The 16056-nt window shown below is 55.0% G+C and carries 10 protein-coding genes; 6 read left to right on the top strand and 4 right to left on the bottom strand.

Annotated elements, in window-relative coordinates; genetic code table 11:
• Positions 1-408: 408 nt before the first annotated feature.
• Positions 409-1029, bottom strand: a complete 621-nt coding sequence (locus ACT3S6_RS15360) for a hypothetical protein (protein WP_444555680.1) — start codon at positions 1027-1029, stop codon at positions 409-411.
• A 211-nt stretch (positions 1030-1240) separates the two neighbouring features.
• Between ACT3S6_RS15360 and ACT3S6_RS15355 the strand changes: the two genes are divergently transcribed.
• Positions 1241-2896 carry an MFS transporter gene (locus tag ACT3S6_RS15355; protein WP_444555679.1) on the top strand — a complete coding sequence of 552 codons (1656 nt, stop codon included), beginning with the start codon at positions 1241-1243 and terminating at the stop codon, positions 2894-2896.
• A gap of 439 nt (positions 2897-3335) precedes the next feature.
• On the opposite strand, the gene ACT3S6_RS15350 is transcribed toward ACT3S6_RS15355, so the two are convergent.
• Together ACT3S6_RS15350 and ACT3S6_RS15345 are read right to left on the bottom strand one after the other, a co-directional pair.
• Positions 3336-4364: an endonuclease NucS domain-containing protein gene (locus ACT3S6_RS15350; RefSeq protein ID WP_444555678.1), complete on the bottom strand. Its 1029-nt coding sequence runs from the start codon at positions 4362-4364 to the stop codon at positions 3336-3338.
• A 118-nt stretch (positions 4365-4482) separates the two neighbouring features.
• A complete protein-coding gene (locus ACT3S6_RS15345; protein WP_444555677.1) occupies positions 4483-6165 on the bottom strand; it encodes an NERD domain-containing protein in 1683 nt (560 codons plus the stop codon).
• Positions 6166-6639: 474 nt separating this feature from the next.
• Between ACT3S6_RS15345 and ACT3S6_RS15340 the strand changes: the two genes are divergently transcribed.
• From ACT3S6_RS15340 to ACT3S6_RS15320, 5 genes are all read left to right on the top strand, one after another.
• The gene (locus tag ACT3S6_RS15340; RefSeq protein WP_444555676.1) at positions 6640-9429 is read left to right on the top strand and encodes a Z1 domain-containing protein; all 2790 of its coding nucleotides are present in this window, start codon (positions 6640-6642) and stop codon (positions 9427-9429) included.
• Between the two features lie 14 nt (positions 9430-9443).
• On the top strand, positions 9444-10442 hold the full coding sequence (locus tag ACT3S6_RS15335; RefSeq protein WP_444555675.1) for a PD-(D/E)XK motif protein: 999 nt from the start codon (positions 9444-9446) through the stop codon (positions 10440-10442).
• A 151-nt stretch (positions 10443-10593) separates the two neighbouring features.
• Positions 10594-12654, top strand: coding sequence for a hypothetical protein (locus tag ACT3S6_RS15330; protein ID WP_444555674.1), 2061 nt, complete (start codon positions 10594-10596; stop codon positions 12652-12654).
• On the top strand, positions 12651-13556 hold the full coding sequence (locus tag ACT3S6_RS15325) for a hypothetical protein (RefSeq protein ID WP_444555673.1): 906 nt from the start codon (positions 12651-12653) through the stop codon (positions 13554-13556). Before ACT3S6_RS15330 ends, ACT3S6_RS15325 begins: the two co-directional genes overlap by 4 nt.
• Positions 13553-14308, top strand: a complete 756-nt coding sequence (locus ACT3S6_RS15320; protein WP_444555672.1) for a hypothetical protein — start codon at positions 13553-13555, stop codon at positions 14306-14308. Before ACT3S6_RS15325 ends, ACT3S6_RS15320 begins: the two co-directional genes overlap by 4 nt.
• A gap of 78 nt (positions 14309-14386) precedes the next feature.
• Here the strand turns inward: ACT3S6_RS15320 and ACT3S6_RS15315 are convergent, their stop codons facing one another.
• On the bottom strand, positions 14387-15844 hold the full coding sequence (locus tag ACT3S6_RS15315; RefSeq protein WP_444555671.1) for a DNA cytosine methyltransferase: 1458 nt from the start codon (positions 15842-15844) through the stop codon (positions 14387-14389).
• Positions 15845-16056 lie beyond the last annotated feature (212 nt).

The raw sequence follows: 16056 nt of genomic DNA, 5'->3' as shown, positions 1-16056 counted from the left end.
TAGTAGTCTGCGGGGCCGACCAAGGTTCTACGGTAGTAAAGGCTTCCAAGGGTGCGAACTATCGTGAAGCGCGCAAACTTTGCCCAAGCCTATTGGCAACATTTTCTTGGACAATCCCTGGAAGGTAATTTGAACTTCGCGAAAGCGAGTCCACGTATTTGTGTGTGTTGCTCAGCCTGCCGTTCGTTGTTTTCACAATCAAATGCGCGGAAATGATGGCGAAACACCCCAATAATTGCAATGTCCTGTGGGTCCGGTTTAGGGGGAGCAGAACTAGGAGTGATCATCCTCGTTCAACGACGTGTGAGGAGGCACAGCATCGAAACCTAGGTATTTTCGAGGTACAAAGCACAAACACCGCTAGGTATTTGTGCAGAAACACGGGCAGGTAATCTGAAGGGGGCACGTTTACTGCTTCACGAAGTCCGCACAGGAATCGATTTCGAAGAACTGACCATTTCGCAGCGTGACGACCGCCTGGCCGCTCACGATGTTGTTATCCACGATGTCCGCATCCGCTTCGGAGGAAGACATCCACGCGTAGTAGCAGCCAACGGGATTGGTTCCATCCGGTCCGGAGGTCTTGTATTTGCCGGCCTTCACGTCGACACCGACTTCATACAGGCCGGGACCGACGGTGTTCTTCTCGCGGTCCGCGACGGCCCCGTCAAACTTCTTCTGGTCCTTGGCAAGCTGCTTTTCGGCGGCAGAGACAGCGCTCTCGCGATCCTTCAGCTTCGCTTGGGAGGACTTCTGGCTGTCCTTGAAGTCCGCTATCGTCGTTTCCGCGTTGGCGGAGGCCGCTGTCGCCAGATCCTCCTGCTCCTTGATGGCTGCCGCGTACCCCTCGGCACCGGCTTCCAATGTTTCATTTTGCGCCGTGAGGGTCTCCATGGAGGTCTGCTGGGTGGACACCTGTTGTTCCAGATCGCCTACCGGAGCGGCCCCGATGAAGCCGCCGATGAGCCCACCGATGACCAGACCAGCGCCGGCCCCGATGCCGAGAGTCGCGAGACGGGCCTTCGTCATCCGGTGTTGCTTGGGCGGAAGAGCACCAGGAGCGTGGGCTTCGGGTGGTAGCTGTGCGTTGTCTTCCATGTTTCCCCCTTGGAAATGGCGCCCCCTTGCGTTGCACCCATAACGTGGTTCTAAGGGGTGGGACCGTCAATTTGGGTCTGTGAGTACGCTTCTACCCAAGGGGCCGGGTCGCGGCCGGAGTTGGAGCCGGGGGAGGGCAGTGATGGCACGTCTCGATGGCGCGGATCGCCCGGGAACGCCCTCGGTGTTGCGCCGCGAACGCCGGGTCCTCACCAGTGCCACGCTCACCAGCGGCACCGGAACGTTCATCGACTTCGTCCTGCCGCTGTTCGCCGGGGCAGTCCTAGGTCTCTCGGCCTCCCAGACCGGGGTCCTGCTCGCCGTGGACGTGATGGTTTCCCTGCTGGCCCGGCCGTTCGCCGGGGCCATGGTCGACCGTGGCGGACGGTCCGGGATCGCGGCGGCGGGGGCAGCGACCATGGGGGTGGGCTGCGGCCTGTTCGGGTTGGCCTCCGGGTTGCCTCTGGCTGTGACGGCAGCGGCGGTGACCGGGCTGGGAGGGGCCTTCCTGTGGGTGGCGGTCCGCGCCATCGTGGGCGAACGGCTGGAGGTGGACTCGGGGGTCTTCGCGAAGCTGCTTTCGGCCGAGGAATACGGCAGCTGGGTCGTCTTCGTTCCGGCGGTCGTGCTGCTCTCGGCGACCAGCTATGTTTCGGTGTTCTTCGCCTTGGCCCTGTGTTCCTTCGCTGCCGCAGTGGTGCTGGCTACGGCACCATGCGGGCGGGACCTACCAGCGGTGTCCGATGGTCCTGCCGCCAGCGGGGGAGAAGAGACCGGCGAGGCCTCCGCAACGGCGCTGACCTCCCTGAATTTGGGTGGGGTGGGCCGCAAGCTACGCCCGATGCTGCTGGCAGTGGTCATCGTCGAGGCCGCGGAGGCCGCCATCAGCTTGCTGATGATCTTGCAGCTGCAGCGCCACTTCGATCTGGCGCCCTTTCAAATCGCCCTGATCTTCTTGCCCGGTGCAATCGCGATGAGTATTCTGCCGCCGCATCTGCACCGCGCCGTCGTCAGATTCGGGCGTCGAAAGATCCTGATCCTGGGTTCAGGGGCCAGTGCACTCTTCGCCGCGGGCCTCGGCTTTGCGCCCAATCCCTTGGTGATCGCGGGCCTGTGGGTGCTCTCTGGGGCAGCCTGGGCGGCCATCATGCCCATCCAGCAGGCGGTCATCGCCGAATCGGTCGGCTCCCGCCACCTGGGACGCGGGCTGAGCCTCTACGAGGCCAGCACCTTGGCCGGGGCCATGGTGGGTTCACTGGCGGCAGGTTTCTTGTACGACGCCGGATCCTGGCTCATGGCCTGTCTCGTCTTCGCGGTGGTCATCCTCTCGGGGGCGGCCCTGGTGCCGGCAGCGGTGCGCCGGCTCGGTGCGGTTGACCTTCCCCGCGCCAACGACCCGGCGCTGTTGGTGCCAACGCCCATCGACCCTCCGGATACCGCGCCGGGTGCGGACCTGGAGGCGGAAGAAGAAGTGAACGTGGCCCTGGAGGTAACCAAACCGGAAAAGAACCGACGACAGCTCCTGGTGGATCTGCTCTGGCATACGGCACTCTTCGGTACTGCCGTCGTCCTCGGCCTGCTCTTCCTGCCCTCGGTGACTCCAGAGGCGCTTCTCGGCCGAGGGCAGGAAGCGATCCTCCCCTTCCATGCGGTCATCCATGCCGTTACCGGGCCATTCGACCTCGTCGCCCTCCTGGCGGCTGCCCTGCGGCTGTGGGTTTTCGTCTACGCCGTCGATGTCGTTTGGACGTTATGGAAGGTTGCTAGTGATTCACCCGAGGTTGGAGACAAGCACTGATGTGGGCAGAGGTATGCAGCATGAGGGGTGGGGATAGATGGCCTAACCGCGGCCGTCGGAGTATGAAGGTGCCTGCGAATCGGTGCGTTTGAACCTGACCAGCGTCCTGTTGCCTCGTTGTATCTCGATTTGTCGGACCCCGTACTCAGTGGCGAATTGTTCTGCCTGTTGAACGCGCTCAGGGGCGGTCTCCAAACGAGCAGGCTGCCGACGTAGGGACTCAAAGAGCGTCTGATAGGTCCAGTCGGATCCGCCTTTTTGCGTCAGCAGCCATTGCACGGCGTCAGCGTCCCCTTTGTCGTCCTGTGGCCGGTCTGGATTTCCGACTGGAAGCTGTGAACTAGGCATTTTTCTCTTTCAACGTTGAAGGACATGTTGCTGAGAACTTCAGGCTTTCTAGTGTTCAGGTAGAGCTTAAACACTGCATAATGCCCCATCGTTATTGGGCATTGGAGATCGCGAACCGTTGTCCCACCTCTTCGATGGTGAACTGGTTGCGCAATTTGCAGGCGCTGTTCTGATTGGCGAATAGTCCTGAACGCCAGAATGCCTCCTCGCGAGGAACGGTCGCTAGCCACCGAACAGGAACGACGTACTCGGAGTTGTCTGATCCGTCTTCCCGGACTGGATGTATATAGGTACCCTTCAACTCGAGTGATCTGAAGCTTCGGGTCTCACCACTGACTTCCAAATGGGCCGATTCGGCTTCCATGGCCGGGGCTTCGACGATACCGACGCCGACGTATCCACGTTGCGGAATGTGAACAAAGACCTGGGCACCCACGGGCAAGCCCTTGAGGGTTCTGGAGTACCATTCGCCGCCACCGGCGGAGATGAATCCGTATCGCTCGGCATCGCTCCACTCACGGGACCCCTCGTCCCCGAACGACACATACCAATCGCGGCCGTTCCATGAAGCCTTCGTTGATTTGCCCTTGGCAGCAGCTGATGCAGGCGCCGCAACGTCATCATTGATGAGCCACGTCCGTGCCAGATATGCGTGACCGGCGTCCATGAAATACCGGAAGAGCATCACATTGATGGGCAGTCCATGTCGGTTGTTCAAGTACGCAACGATTCGTTCCGTCCCGGAATCCATGTCGCTCGCCACAATGGTCATGACGTGATCGGAATTTAGCTCGTCGGGAACCGGGGCACCGTCGAACCGTTGAGCGAATGCCTCGTCGAAGGACTCCCCGGGGTGATTTGAATCGAAGACATCCCGGATTTCGTCGTTGCCGAGCTCTAGGATCCACGAAGCGTAGTCCAGAACCTGGGCGACAACATCCCGTGGAGTCTTTTCTCGTTTGAGCTCAAGTATGTGGATGACGCCGTCCTCGTCGATACCGAGGACATCGATGAATTTGCCGAATCGAGTGGCAACTTGGCTACCTAACAGAAGCAGCTTCGCATCGAGGATTTCCGGATCCGCCAGAATCAAACTCTCGAGCTTTGATTCAAGTGGCATGGCCTGTACTGCGATTCGCTGTGGCTCGTCGTCGACACGCCACAGCCCTAGTTCTACTGGAATGGACTTCTCCTTTGTAGGTTGTCTTGAAATCGTAAAATACCGATAGAAGTGCTGCCTACACAGGCAGCTGCCACGTTTCGGCGCGCCGTAGTGCCAACTCCATTTCCCGCCCTCCAGCTTCAATGATCAACTTCGGGTCACCGACGATGACTAGCAGGCAGCGCGCGCGGGACAAGCCGACGTAGAGGCGTTCTGCTGCCCGCTCCAAGTCACGGAATCCATCCACGCAGAGGATGACTACAGAACGTTCCAGGCCCTTGAAGCCAAGGACGTTGCCATAGAACTCAGCCTCGTTGCGATGAAATTCCTGCCAGTATTCGGGAATCGTTTCGTTTTCGAAGTGCTCCTGGTGAATGGGGTGCCGCCGGTTGGTGGTGAGTAGTGCTATTTGATTGTTGGCCCACCCTTCATCGATAAGCGCATCCAGACAGTCACTGGCAACATCTAGAGCATTGTCGGTTGTGGTTGGCGCAATGCGTACAGGTAAGCCGGTGCTGGCCCGCGGCTTGAAATATTCGCCAGCGAAGGGCTTGAAGATTTCTGCGATCTTGCGGGTGTTCCGCAGGTTCTCGTCGACATGAATCGGAACCAGAGGAATGCCCTCATGGAACGCTCCGCCAAAGCCCTCACCGTCCCAGCGGCGATAGACATCTTGGCGATCATCCATGAACGCGTAGACCTCGCCACCGAGTGGGTCCCGCATTCTGGACAGCAATGCCTCCCACCACAGTGGAGCGAAGTCCTGGGCCTCGTCGACGATGACGGCGTCCAGCTTGTCGGTTTCAGATATGTTCGCGGAAATTTCTCGCAAGAGGCGAGGCATATCGGCGTCGTAGTAGTCCTGCCCCTCACCGGAGGGCACACCGGCTTTAAGCGCGTATTCGTGGAACTCACCAGTGAATACTGGCTTGTTCCCGCGCCAACGATCCACTTCGTTCCTCAGGTAGAGGCCGAGCCCCTTGTTATAGCAGAAGAGGCCTACACGCTTGCCCTCCCTGCACAGCTGCTCTGCTTTTCTCAACGCCAGATATGTCTTGCCGCTGCCCGCACCACCGAGGAACCTGACGCGGGGGAGCGAGCGGGTCGCCGCGAGGAGAGTGGCTTGGCGGTCCGTGAGGCTGTTCTGTTGGTCCTCGATTTCGGAGGCGTCACCAGCAACGGTGCGTTCGGTGGCCAGATCACCTCGGAGATGGACCAGTATGCGTTCCATGAATGACGGGGCCAGACCGGATGCACCGCCGCCTTCCTGCTCGATGGCAGTGCGTAGGTAGGCCGCAAGGTCGTCGGCGAGATCATGCTGGTCGATAACCAACGAGCGCGGTGTTCCCGCCATGGACCAATTGGATTGAACCCTTGTATAAGGGAAACAAGCCATATAGGCGAAACGACTGCTGATCTTGGACCCCAGCTGGCTCTCGAGCCAGCTTGATAGTGCATGGGCGCTTCCCTGCGACTGGGCGATGGGGCTCTGTATGGGATGCCCGCCTTTGCGGTCTGACTGGATCCACTGGCCGTTCTCGACACTGATACGACCCCCTTTGACCTCTATGGCAGCCAGTCCGACGTTAGGCCAGAGGACGAGGAGGTCGATTTCGTGCTCGGCTGTACCGTTGCGAACCTGTGCCGAATGGGCCACGGCCACGTCGTCCGGCAATTCTGTGCAGAGCTGTCTCCAGACGGCCTGCTCGGCTTCTTGACCTGGGCCAAACTCCGGTTCGGCCGGAATACTGAAGGCCATGCTTCCCCCATTTGTTTCTGGAAGGGCGCCAATTTCTCTATCGGTGCGAATTCTCCACAATAACCGCTTCCTCAACGCTACTAAACGCCTTCAATTAGAGAGGCACGAAACTCAGTCGGCGTCTAGAGTCCTAAGACCAGCCAAGTTCTTAGTAATGGCTAGGCGCTCTGCTCTCCACTTCCTATTTTTTCGAGAACCCTATTTGACATTCAATAGTCTGGCTACTTTTTAAGAGCGGGATCCATCGGTGGCGGACAATTCTCAGTCTAAGACTGGCAGGAGCGGTCGAGACGTAGTAGCGGATAATTCTCGTTTACCCGGTCTATGCGCTGCCTAAGGTAGCAACAATTCTTGTTCTCCTTCTAGAGGAGCGAACTCAGCGGGGAAAGAAGAAAGACATAAATCGTGTAAATTCCTTGGTTTAACTTGAGACTCGCTTGATTGGCAATTTTGAAAGTGTGAACCTAAGGATGGATGAACTACTCTGACGCTAATAGCTACTTTGACTTGGGGGAACCTTTGCCTGATATGGCCGGACTTGAAGCGACTGATTCGTTTGAGCAGGATGAATCAATCAAGGAGCAGCTACTCGCGAATCAGAAGGCTTGGCGTATAGATCTTCCGGATGCTGCCCAGCGTTTCCTCGCTGCACAGCGGAAGATGTTTCAAAGATTTCCTGAGGGTTATCAAGATATAGAACGATCCATGGAGAGAGTTCTCAAAACGTTACAACGCGACGCTGAGCAGCGAACCATTTTGAAACGCGTTGGAGGGACCATTAATCGGCGGATCGTCGAAGAGGATGCGCGTTACAACGCTTGGTACACGGGCCCTCAGGATTTCGATATTTTTTGGCCTCGGCTTAGGGAGCGCCTGATAGCGAAGTCTGATGAAGACATCACTTCCTCCGTCGATGAATCTTCCGGTGAAGTAGTTGCTCAGCTTGCCAACCCCAATGTTTTCGGGCTTCGAAAGAAGGGGCTGGTCCTAGGGTTCGTCCAGTCGGGAAAGACCGCAAACTACACGGCTGTTATTTCGAAAGCCCTCGACAGGGGGTACCGGTTGGTCATTGTGCTGTCGGGGATTCACAATAATCTTCGCGCTCAAACCCAAACTCGGCTGAATAAGGATCTTGGCTTGGGCATTGACGAAGAAGACGTGTTGCTAGCACTGACGACAGACCTGAAGGATTTCGAGGATCGTGAGGACGGGCAAGCGATTCTCGAGAACAATGTTCCGGCGCTTGCCGTGGTGAAGAAGAACAAATCGAGATTGATCAAGCTGCGCAGTTGGCTGTCAGGGCTGAGTGAACGGACTCGGGAGCGCGTCCCAATCCTCATCATTGATGATGAAGCTGACCAAGCTACACCAAACAACAAGGCAGAACTCGACGAAGTGTCGACGATTAATGGGCTGCTGCGCGACATCTGGGCGCGTGTCGGCACTGGAACCTATATTGGGTATACTGCAACGCCCTTTGCTAACGTGTTTATGGACCCGGACGAACCCAAAGAATTATTCCCTTCTGATTTCATACTCTCGCTCGATAGGCCGGAGGCGTATTTCGGTGCGGAACGTGTATTCGGGCGCTCGATGCCGAATGACGCTGAAAATCCAGATCCAGGACTGGACATGGTTCGTGTTGTTCCTGACGAAGAAGCGAAAGAACTAAGGCCAGCCGGCAGAGCCGAGTTGAGATCCAATTTCGATTTCGACCCTCCTAAGAGTCTGCAAGACGCTATCCGGTGGTTTGTGATCGCTACTTCGATTCGGAGAGCGCGCGGACAACTTCGGCGGCATTCTTCGATGTTAGTGCACACCACCCACTACTCCGAGCCTCATTTTATAATTCAACGACGACTCAGGGAGCTCCTCACTTTCTTTGCCAAAGAATGGCGCTCTGGCGATGAATCGAAGTTTGTCGAGTCTTTTGAAAGTGAGTGGCACCGGGTTCAAGGGATATGCGAGCTAGCAATGCCGCCTTGGCATGAGATCCGGAATCATATTGCCGACGTTCTGGGAGAATCTCGAGTCATCGTTGATAATTCTTCTCCCCAGGCCGAACGCTTGGATTACACGGCAGTGGATGACGACGGTGCCGAGATACCTCAAACTGTTATCGCAGTTGGGGGTGGCACCCTCTCGCGTGGACTGACGCTGGAAGGGTTGTTGGTTTCATACTTCGTTCGTACGAGTAACAACTACGACACACTTCTACAGATGGGTCGCTGGTTTGGGTACAGGAACGGGTACGAGGATTTGCCTCGTATTTGGACGCAGGAAGACCTGATAACGGATTTTCAGTTCTTGGCCCTAGTGGAGTCAGAACTTCGTGCCGAGATCGACGGTATCCATTCCGCTCGCGTAACGCCTGAGCAAGTGGGAGTCCGAGTCCGTACGCACCCTGGCCGGTTGGAAATTACAGCCCGAAATCGCCTCTGTTTTGCCGAAAGGGTCCGTCTGTCTCTTGCAGGTCAGCGGCTCCAGACTTTCATCCTTAGTGAGGCGGGTGAGGATTTACGTAGAAACCACAGTGCGGTTAAGTCGCTTGTCTCTGAGCTGAAGAATAGCCAAACAACTGCGGCCAAAAAGTTAAAGGGTGGCGGGTACCTCTTCGAAGATGTCGCGCCTAAGCAGGTCACAGATTTTCTACGCGAGTACAGCTTTCATGAGGCAATGAAATCGATGGATTCCGAGACTATGGCGGATTGGATCCGCAAATCTGTACCGGATGTGCTCTGGAACGTAGTCTTCCTTGGAGGACCAGACCCTAAACGAACGATCCGGGGATCCACTGTGGATCTGGGAACCGCAGACATAGGGCTGCCTAGCGAACTAAACACCGTCAATCGTGCGCCTCTAGCGGATCCAGCTTCGAAAACTGCCAATATCAAAGCATTAATGTCTAGCAAGGATGTCCTTCTGGATATTGACATCCCGCTGCCCTCCGACGCTGACGAGACCAAATTCGCCACATTCAAAGCGCATCGAGTTGCCCATTCGAGGAACCGAGGGCTACTTGTCGTGTATCCAATTAGCAAAAACTCGATTCCTATGGGTCCAGTGCGGTCGTTAAAATCCCGTCGGAAGATGGAAGCTTCGGAGCATTTGTACGGACTCGGCTTGTTTATGCCGAACGTTACTGGCGAAGCTTCTGCGTCGGAAGGAGATTTTGTTTCAGTACGGCCCGATTGGGAACTGGAGTCATCAGATATCGTGGAGTTCGTTTCGGACGATGACGCTTATGACTCATCCGTAAACTAGCAAGGCAACGAACTATGAAGAGCCAGATCGAGTCCATATATGCGTACTTGAACGCAGGGGAACCATTATCCGATGTAGAAGATGTCGCTACTTTTCCCCTGGACGTTAGCGTTCACGATCGTCCGATACTGCTAGGTATCGACGCAGAGAAGCGACGGCACGTTCTAATACCAATTGAAGGCGTGGGGCTCTCCAACTCCTCCGGTACTAGTGCGTTGAATATGTCCGTGACAGATTTCAAGACTGATGGAAGGGCTAGTAGGTACGCCGACTTGGTATGTGGCGATCAGCAGCTGGATACGGTATTCGAGAACCTAGTTGTTGACATTTGTGAGCGACTTGCCAAGAGCAATCAAAGTAGCATCGCCATCACGCGCCAGACTCTTCAAGAGTGGCGAGATCTCCTGCTCAGATCCACCGCAACGTTGGAACGCCCTGAGGCAATTGGACTAGTTGGGGAGCTCGAGATCCTTGACCGATTGGCGACGGTAGATCCAATTATTGCCATGGACATGTGGAAAGATTCAGTTAGGGCACTTCATGATTTCCGCGGGCGAAATCTCACTATCGAGGTCAAAGCAAGAGCAGAGGATTCGAAGCCTGAAGTGCACATCCATGGCCTAAACCAGCTGGACCGTCATTTAGCGCCTCGCCTTCATCTCATCTTCGTAGGTTTGCGGGAAGATGATGAAGCGACTGGGCTTGAGAGCCGGATCGCTGAGCTCATTCAGCGAGGCGTTCCAAGGACTCCACTAATTACCGAGGTCGCCCGGCGCGGGTACCTCTATGGCCGAGAACACGGTGATCCTCACAGATACGCCGTTTGTAGTACCTCAGCTTGGATGGTGGACGAGTCGTTCCCTCGGGTAACTTTTGACGTCCTTCCATCGTTCGTACAGGCGTGCATAGGCGAAGTGAACTACACCCTGGACCAAGGGTCATTTCCTGCGGCTCTTTCGCCGGGAGCGCTCAATAATCTTCTCGAGGAGGTAGCCGAAGCGGATGGATCCTGATGGTCTCAAGGCGGCGCTCCTGCCAGTTGCAGGGTATTTCAAAGCCACGAAAGTTACACAGAATTCCGTGCTTGCTGCGTATATGAGGCGTGAGGGCCTAGCGCCCACTGGGGTGGCGTGGTCGAAGGCTCGAGCGTCGATGGATGCTGGGATGACTTTTGAAGAAGCAGTGGCGGACCTAACGAACTCTCCACATGAGGCTGGTAGTCACGTTGACGATGCTGCAGGGAGGCAAGAGGCTTACCAAAGCCCGGATGATTCTGACCCCGATGGGGGGGACTCAAAACGAGGCGATGATGTTCCCCCGTTGAGTAGCCCTACTCTTTCCTCAAGCCGAGGCAATTTGCAGGAGCAGCTTCCTGCTAGGAGTTCCGACTTCGAAGAGGAGCTTCCGGTCTTGACTTGGTATCCGAAGCCCACAGGGCTGGGAGACATGGACGGGGAAGGGTTGCAACGCATTCTTGGCATGCCAGCTCAAGACAATTTGTCGGTCCTGGTTCGCGAAACAGTCCAGAATAGTTGGGATGCTAGGCAAAGCGGAGAGAAGCCCGAGTTTTGGATGCATCTTCGAACGCTGCCGAGTAGTAGCAGAGAAATACTACGAAAATCTGTCTTCTCGGACCTGGATGCACTGCCAAAAGTTTTGCCTATCTCGGGCGCTCTCGAGAAGCAACCAATTGAAGTCTTAGAGATTAATGATCGTGGGACTAGCGGACTCGACGGTCCTATCCGGAACGACCTTGCTCTGGAAACCACTGAACCAGAGCGATTCGCGAATCTGATATTTAACGTTGGTGCGACAGCGGGAGTTCCTTTGTCTGGCGGAACGTATGGGTTTGGCAAGGTTGCGACGTATCGGATGAGCCGATGCCGGACGGTGATTTTTTGGACGAGATGCTGGGCAGAAAGTGGCGCAGACTATCGATTTATCGCCGTTTCCTTGGGGCCGCGTTTTGTCATCAACGGCAAACGACACACTGGCCACCACTGGTGGGGAATGCCCGCCGTGGATCTTCGCATTGAACCAGTAGTGGGTGCAGATGCTGAGAAACTAGGCCGGAGTATCTTTGCGACAGGATTCCGTGATGACGAGCTTGGCACCTCAATTATGATTTTGGATCCGGCGCTCGACGAATCAAACAGCGAGACGAAGGGAGACCGTATAGTCGATGCCATTAAAACTAATCTTTGGCCGAAGTACTTGTCGGGCGGAACTTTCGATTCGCTACCACCAATGGAAATTGGTCTCCGAGTAGAGGACAAAAATATTGACTGGCAATCACCCAACGATGAGCTGAAGTTCAAGCACATGGCAAATTGCCTTGAATCGCTACGCGCGGTTCAGGATGGCCGCCCGAATCCGGGAATTCAACAGGGCGTAATTGTCGAAGAAGTGTGGTGCTGGCGTCCCAAGAAACTATTGGGACATTTAGCGTTGGTGCAATACATGCCTAGTCCGACAGAGTCGGACACGGACCGAGACTTTGACTCGACTATTGCTTTGATGCGCAATGAAGCCGAGCTTGTTGTTAAGTACGAAAAACATATGCCTTCACCGCACCCGGACCTAAAGTGGTGTGGTGTTTTTAAGCCAAACGTAGAGACCGATACGGCGTTTGCTGCGGCGGAACCCCCTGCTCATGACGATTGGTTGCCGGAGAGTTTGGAGAACTCTATTTGGCAAACTTGGATACGTACCGCGGCCAAACGCCGAATAGAGTTGGTGCAGAGATTCCTGCAACCGCTCATACCGCCGGTGGAGGGCGACGGTGCTGAAAAGAAGCCGACCGGAGTTTTGGCAGAATCGCTCGGGTGGCTCGCACCACAACGGCTTGTTGCTAACAAGCTCGTGGGCGAGGCTTCAACAAGGGGGTCTGTAAGCAGTGGGAGAAGGCGACGAAGTGTTGAAGTGCAGATTACCCGGATTGAGCCTATAGAACTAACTGCGTCAAAACGTCGTGCAGTTCGTGTGTCAACCAAAGTGGAAGCTCCGAATGGTGTTTCAGCTTGGGTTATCCCTGTACTCCGGGCAATTACGGAGGATAGCAGCGAGGAACTAAACGCAAACGAAGTTGCATTCTCTTGGGAGCGGGAAGGGACGGCAGCCGCCGGGGAAATCTGCTTGGCTGATGGCCAAGAAGCTTCACTCATTATCGAGTTCCCGAGCCATCTTGCGCTTAAAATTGACTTCAAAACTGAGGTAGAAACATGATGTCAATCGCCGTCTGGCCCTATCGACTAGCCAACCCGAAATATATCTCTTTCTCCCCCTGGGAATGGAATATTGGTTTGGGGTGGAAGCCAACCGATGTTGAAATTGCGGGTTGGGACTTCGACACGACGGTAGGTATTAGAACTACTGTCACATGGGATTCTCTGGGGCTTTTGGGTAGTGCCTCGCTGCCCGAGGGGGCCGAATTACAGGTTGTTGTAATTGTGGATTGTCGCCAAACCGGAGAACGAATCGTTAGCCAACTTGCCCTCTCTGAAAGCGACACTCAACTTGAGATTGAACTCCAGATTCCGGCGGGAGCGATGGCCGGCGAAGTAACACTAGAGCATCATTTAGTGTCATCCCATCCGGTGAGGGAACCATCTGGAGAGCTCAGGTTTGATGCCGGGGCGCGGATGCTTGAATTATCGCGTAAAACGATCATTCGTTTGGCCCCTCTTAGAACTCGTTTCCCTACGGATGCCTTCAGCTTCTCGTCGGTTGGACTGGTCGCTGTCGAATGGATCGTAAGTATCGAAAGTGGGGATACCGACTACTGGAGCCTTGACTTCTCCGAGGCCGTTCGTTTGTCGGTTAATACCGATCTACTGATTTCCGCTGCAGTTTTGGATCCAACTCACGTTCAGCACGATTTCGCAAAGTGTCAGTTGGAGCGCGAGATCGTTCAGACGCTCTTTCGGCACGGTGTCCAAGCCGCCGATGAACTCGAACCAGGCGAATTCCTTGAAGGTTCTATCGGCGCTGCGATGGCAAATTTAGGGAGATCGCTGTTTTCTTCTACGCTCCAAGAGCTGCTCGATTGCAACCGGTACGATCCCGAGACTTTCGACCAGATGGTCAAGGTGGCTATTCCATTTCCTAGGCAAGGAGCACGCCTTTGAACCGCATAACTTATCCGTTGTTGCCTCGGCAAGCTGCTAAGCAGCTGTATCTCGAGCTTTATGGGACTCCTCAAACGGATTGGGAGGCTGTTGACATAGGTCCGAGGCTGCGACATCCAGCGCAGAAGTTGCCCGCCTTGGGAGGGATAGTTGCGACCCCATCTAAAATTGAAGAAGTTCGGATCAGCGTTATCCAGGGAGTCAACGTCGAGATCAACGAGAAGCAAGAAAACCAACAGAATTTTCGAAACCTTGACGGAACGTTGGGTATAGCTCTCTATGCGGCCTTGGAACTCAACGGTGCCCAGTCAGGCTCAGAGGATATGTGGTCGTTTCTGAGTTTGGTCGTGTTCCCAGATATCGTTTGGCATCGATTTGCTACCCCGATCGAAGAACGTGCTTTGGGGAAGCCCCGGAACGTGTTGCGTCGCGTCTGGTACCGAGAGCGGATCTTTGGGGATTTGCTCCGTGAAGGAAATAAGCCGTTAGGGGAAGACGAATTAGTGGGGCTGCTCGAGCGGTCACGTTTGTCAAGGAACCGGCGCCTTATTCGTGTTTTAGCTGAAGAGATATTGGCGTTGGAGGGCGTTGCGAATCGCTCATATTTCGTGCGTGAACTGATGAAAGAGATTGCCAAGACTACGGGTCCCCGATTGCTCGACGCTCTGTCTGAAGGTGACCTTAGAAGCACCATAAAGCAGACGATTCAGCGAACCCGAGAATCTATGGAGTGCGGTGAACGTCTCGGATAGCGAGGCTTTCTGGAAAGAATAGTCTCCGGGCTGCATGAACCTAGAATAACGCTTGATGGGCCGGCGTTCGAGGAGTAACTATCTGTTCTGGGGCAGAGAGACCAGCATCTTGGCGACTAGTTTTCCGATCTTTCGCGAGAGGAGAGGAGGGACAGCGTTTCCAACTTGGTGGAATTGTTGCGTGCGGTGCCCTTCGAAAAAATAGTTGTCCGGAAACGACTGAAGCCGTGCTGCTTCACGGACGGTCAGGCTGCGGTTTTGGTCTGGGTCAGGATGAATGTAGTAGTGCCCATCTTTCGAGATGTGTGACACGATCGTGGTTGCTGGAGACTCCCAGATCTGCACGCGGAATCGATCCGTGAAGGGTGTCGTCTCCGCCGTCACGTTTTTATGATCGGGATACAGATCGTTGGGCAGGTCAGTGTATTTGGGACTCTTGCCTAGACGTGAAGCCATTTCTGCCATGATTCGGTAGCGAACCAAATCTGAAACCATGTGTGCTCGTGGGGCATGTTGGATAGGGGTTTTGAGACGGCCATCACGAATCCAAGTTTTGTAGGAGCTTGCGGCTAGAGATCCTATTTTTTGCGTTGGTGGGAAATGTTCGCGCTGCTCTGGCAGTGAAGCGAGCGCTGAGGCTTCCAAAGCCTTCCAATCTAAGTCCCTCTTCGGCTTGCGGTTGGAGATTGCTGCGCAGACCGGGGGGAGCTCAGCCAAGGCATCGCGGACAGTGACTAATTCGTCAGACTGTTCGATCGCGTATCTGGGAACGTCACCTGCTATGTCTGAGCGTACGCCCAGCAAGATTACCCTGTGGCGTTTTTGCGGCACTCCGTAGTTTTCTGCCTTGATGATGAAGTCATTTGGTTTCAAATCGCTGGGATTGCCGTTGACCACGATTGAGCGGACTTCATACCGGACCCCACTGGGCAATTGGCTGAGGTCGTTCAAGATGGTCTGGAACATACCATCTTCACCGTTCTTTGAAGATAGTAGTCCCTTGACATTTTCCATGACGAAAATACTTGGCTTGAATCTACTTAGAATATGCAGATATTCGCGGTAGAGAAAATGCTTGTGGTCGGTGCTGAAAGACTCGTCACTTTTTCGGCGAGAACGACCAGCTAGAGAATAAGCCTGGCAAGGCGGCCCCCCGATCAGAACCCAATGTGGACGATGATCTTCGGGCCCCAGCTTTTCAGCGATAACCGCATCAGTTGTAGGACGGCTAGATTCTCCCAGCTCAACTTGTTGTACCTGCGGTGCAGCTTGTTGATATGCCTGCCTGAAGGAACCTTGGTAAACTTGTTCCCAAGTTTTACGCCCCTCGATGTAGTCGTAGTAGCCCGTGAGGTCTGAATTGCTTCTTTTTAGCCTCCGGTAGGTCTCCCGAAGGCGAAGGGTCTGGCACGCATGTTTATCCATTTCGAACGATGCGCGAGTCTCAAATACGTTCTTAGAATCCTCATCATAGATATTTGAAAAGCCTTCATTCAGGCCGCCTGGACCAGCGAATAGATCGATTATTGGATACACGCAGTGCCTCTTTCGTCAGCGCTCCAATCTACCAGGAAATACGCTCCTCAAAAATCTGAACGTAGGCGGACAGCTTGAAGTCCGTGCTAGCGACTAGGGCTCGACCCAGAATTTACTGATTTTCCGATTGCATGCATGAATGCAATCGGTCTCAAATTATCTGTCGTGCTTGTTGATATAGCGGGGGGGTGTCCCTATGCTTTTGGTCAAGC

This window comes from Arthrobacter sp. AOP36-C1-22, assembly GCF_052377515.1.
GTDB lineage: Bacteria > Actinomycetota > Actinomycetes > Actinomycetales > Micrococcaceae > Arthrobacter_H.
This window is presented reverse-complemented; position numbering and strand designations above follow the sequence as displayed.

Coding starts and splice junctions, on each gene's coding strand:
- ACT3S6_RS15360 (WP_444555680.1), bottom strand. CDS start 1,029: ATGACGAAGGCCCGTCTCGCGACTCTCGGCATCGGGGCCGGCGCTGGT.
- ACT3S6_RS15355 (WP_444555679.1), top strand. CDS start 1,241: ATGGCACGTCTCGATGGCGCGGATCGCCCGGGAACGCCCTCGGTGTTG.
- ACT3S6_RS15350 (WP_444555678.1), bottom strand. CDS start 4,364: ATGCCACTTGAATCAAAGCTCGAGAGTTTGATTCTGGCGGATCCGGAA.
- ACT3S6_RS15345 (WP_444555677.1), bottom strand. CDS start 6,165: ATGGCCTTCAGTATTCCGGCCGAACCGGAGTTTGGCCCAGGTCAAGAA.
- ACT3S6_RS15340 (WP_444555676.1), top strand. CDS start 6,640: ATGAACTACTCTGACGCTAATAGCTACTTTGACTTGGGGGAACCTTTG.
- ACT3S6_RS15335 (WP_444555675.1), top strand. CDS start 9,444: ATGAAGAGCCAGATCGAGTCCATATATGCGTACTTGAACGCAGGGGAA.
- ACT3S6_RS15330 (WP_444555674.1), top strand. CDS start 10,594: ATGACTTTTGAAGAAGCAGTGGCGGACCTAACGAACTCTCCACATGAG.
- ACT3S6_RS15325 (WP_444555673.1), top strand. CDS start 12,651: ATGATGTCAATCGCCGTCTGGCCCTATCGACTAGCCAACCCGAAATAT.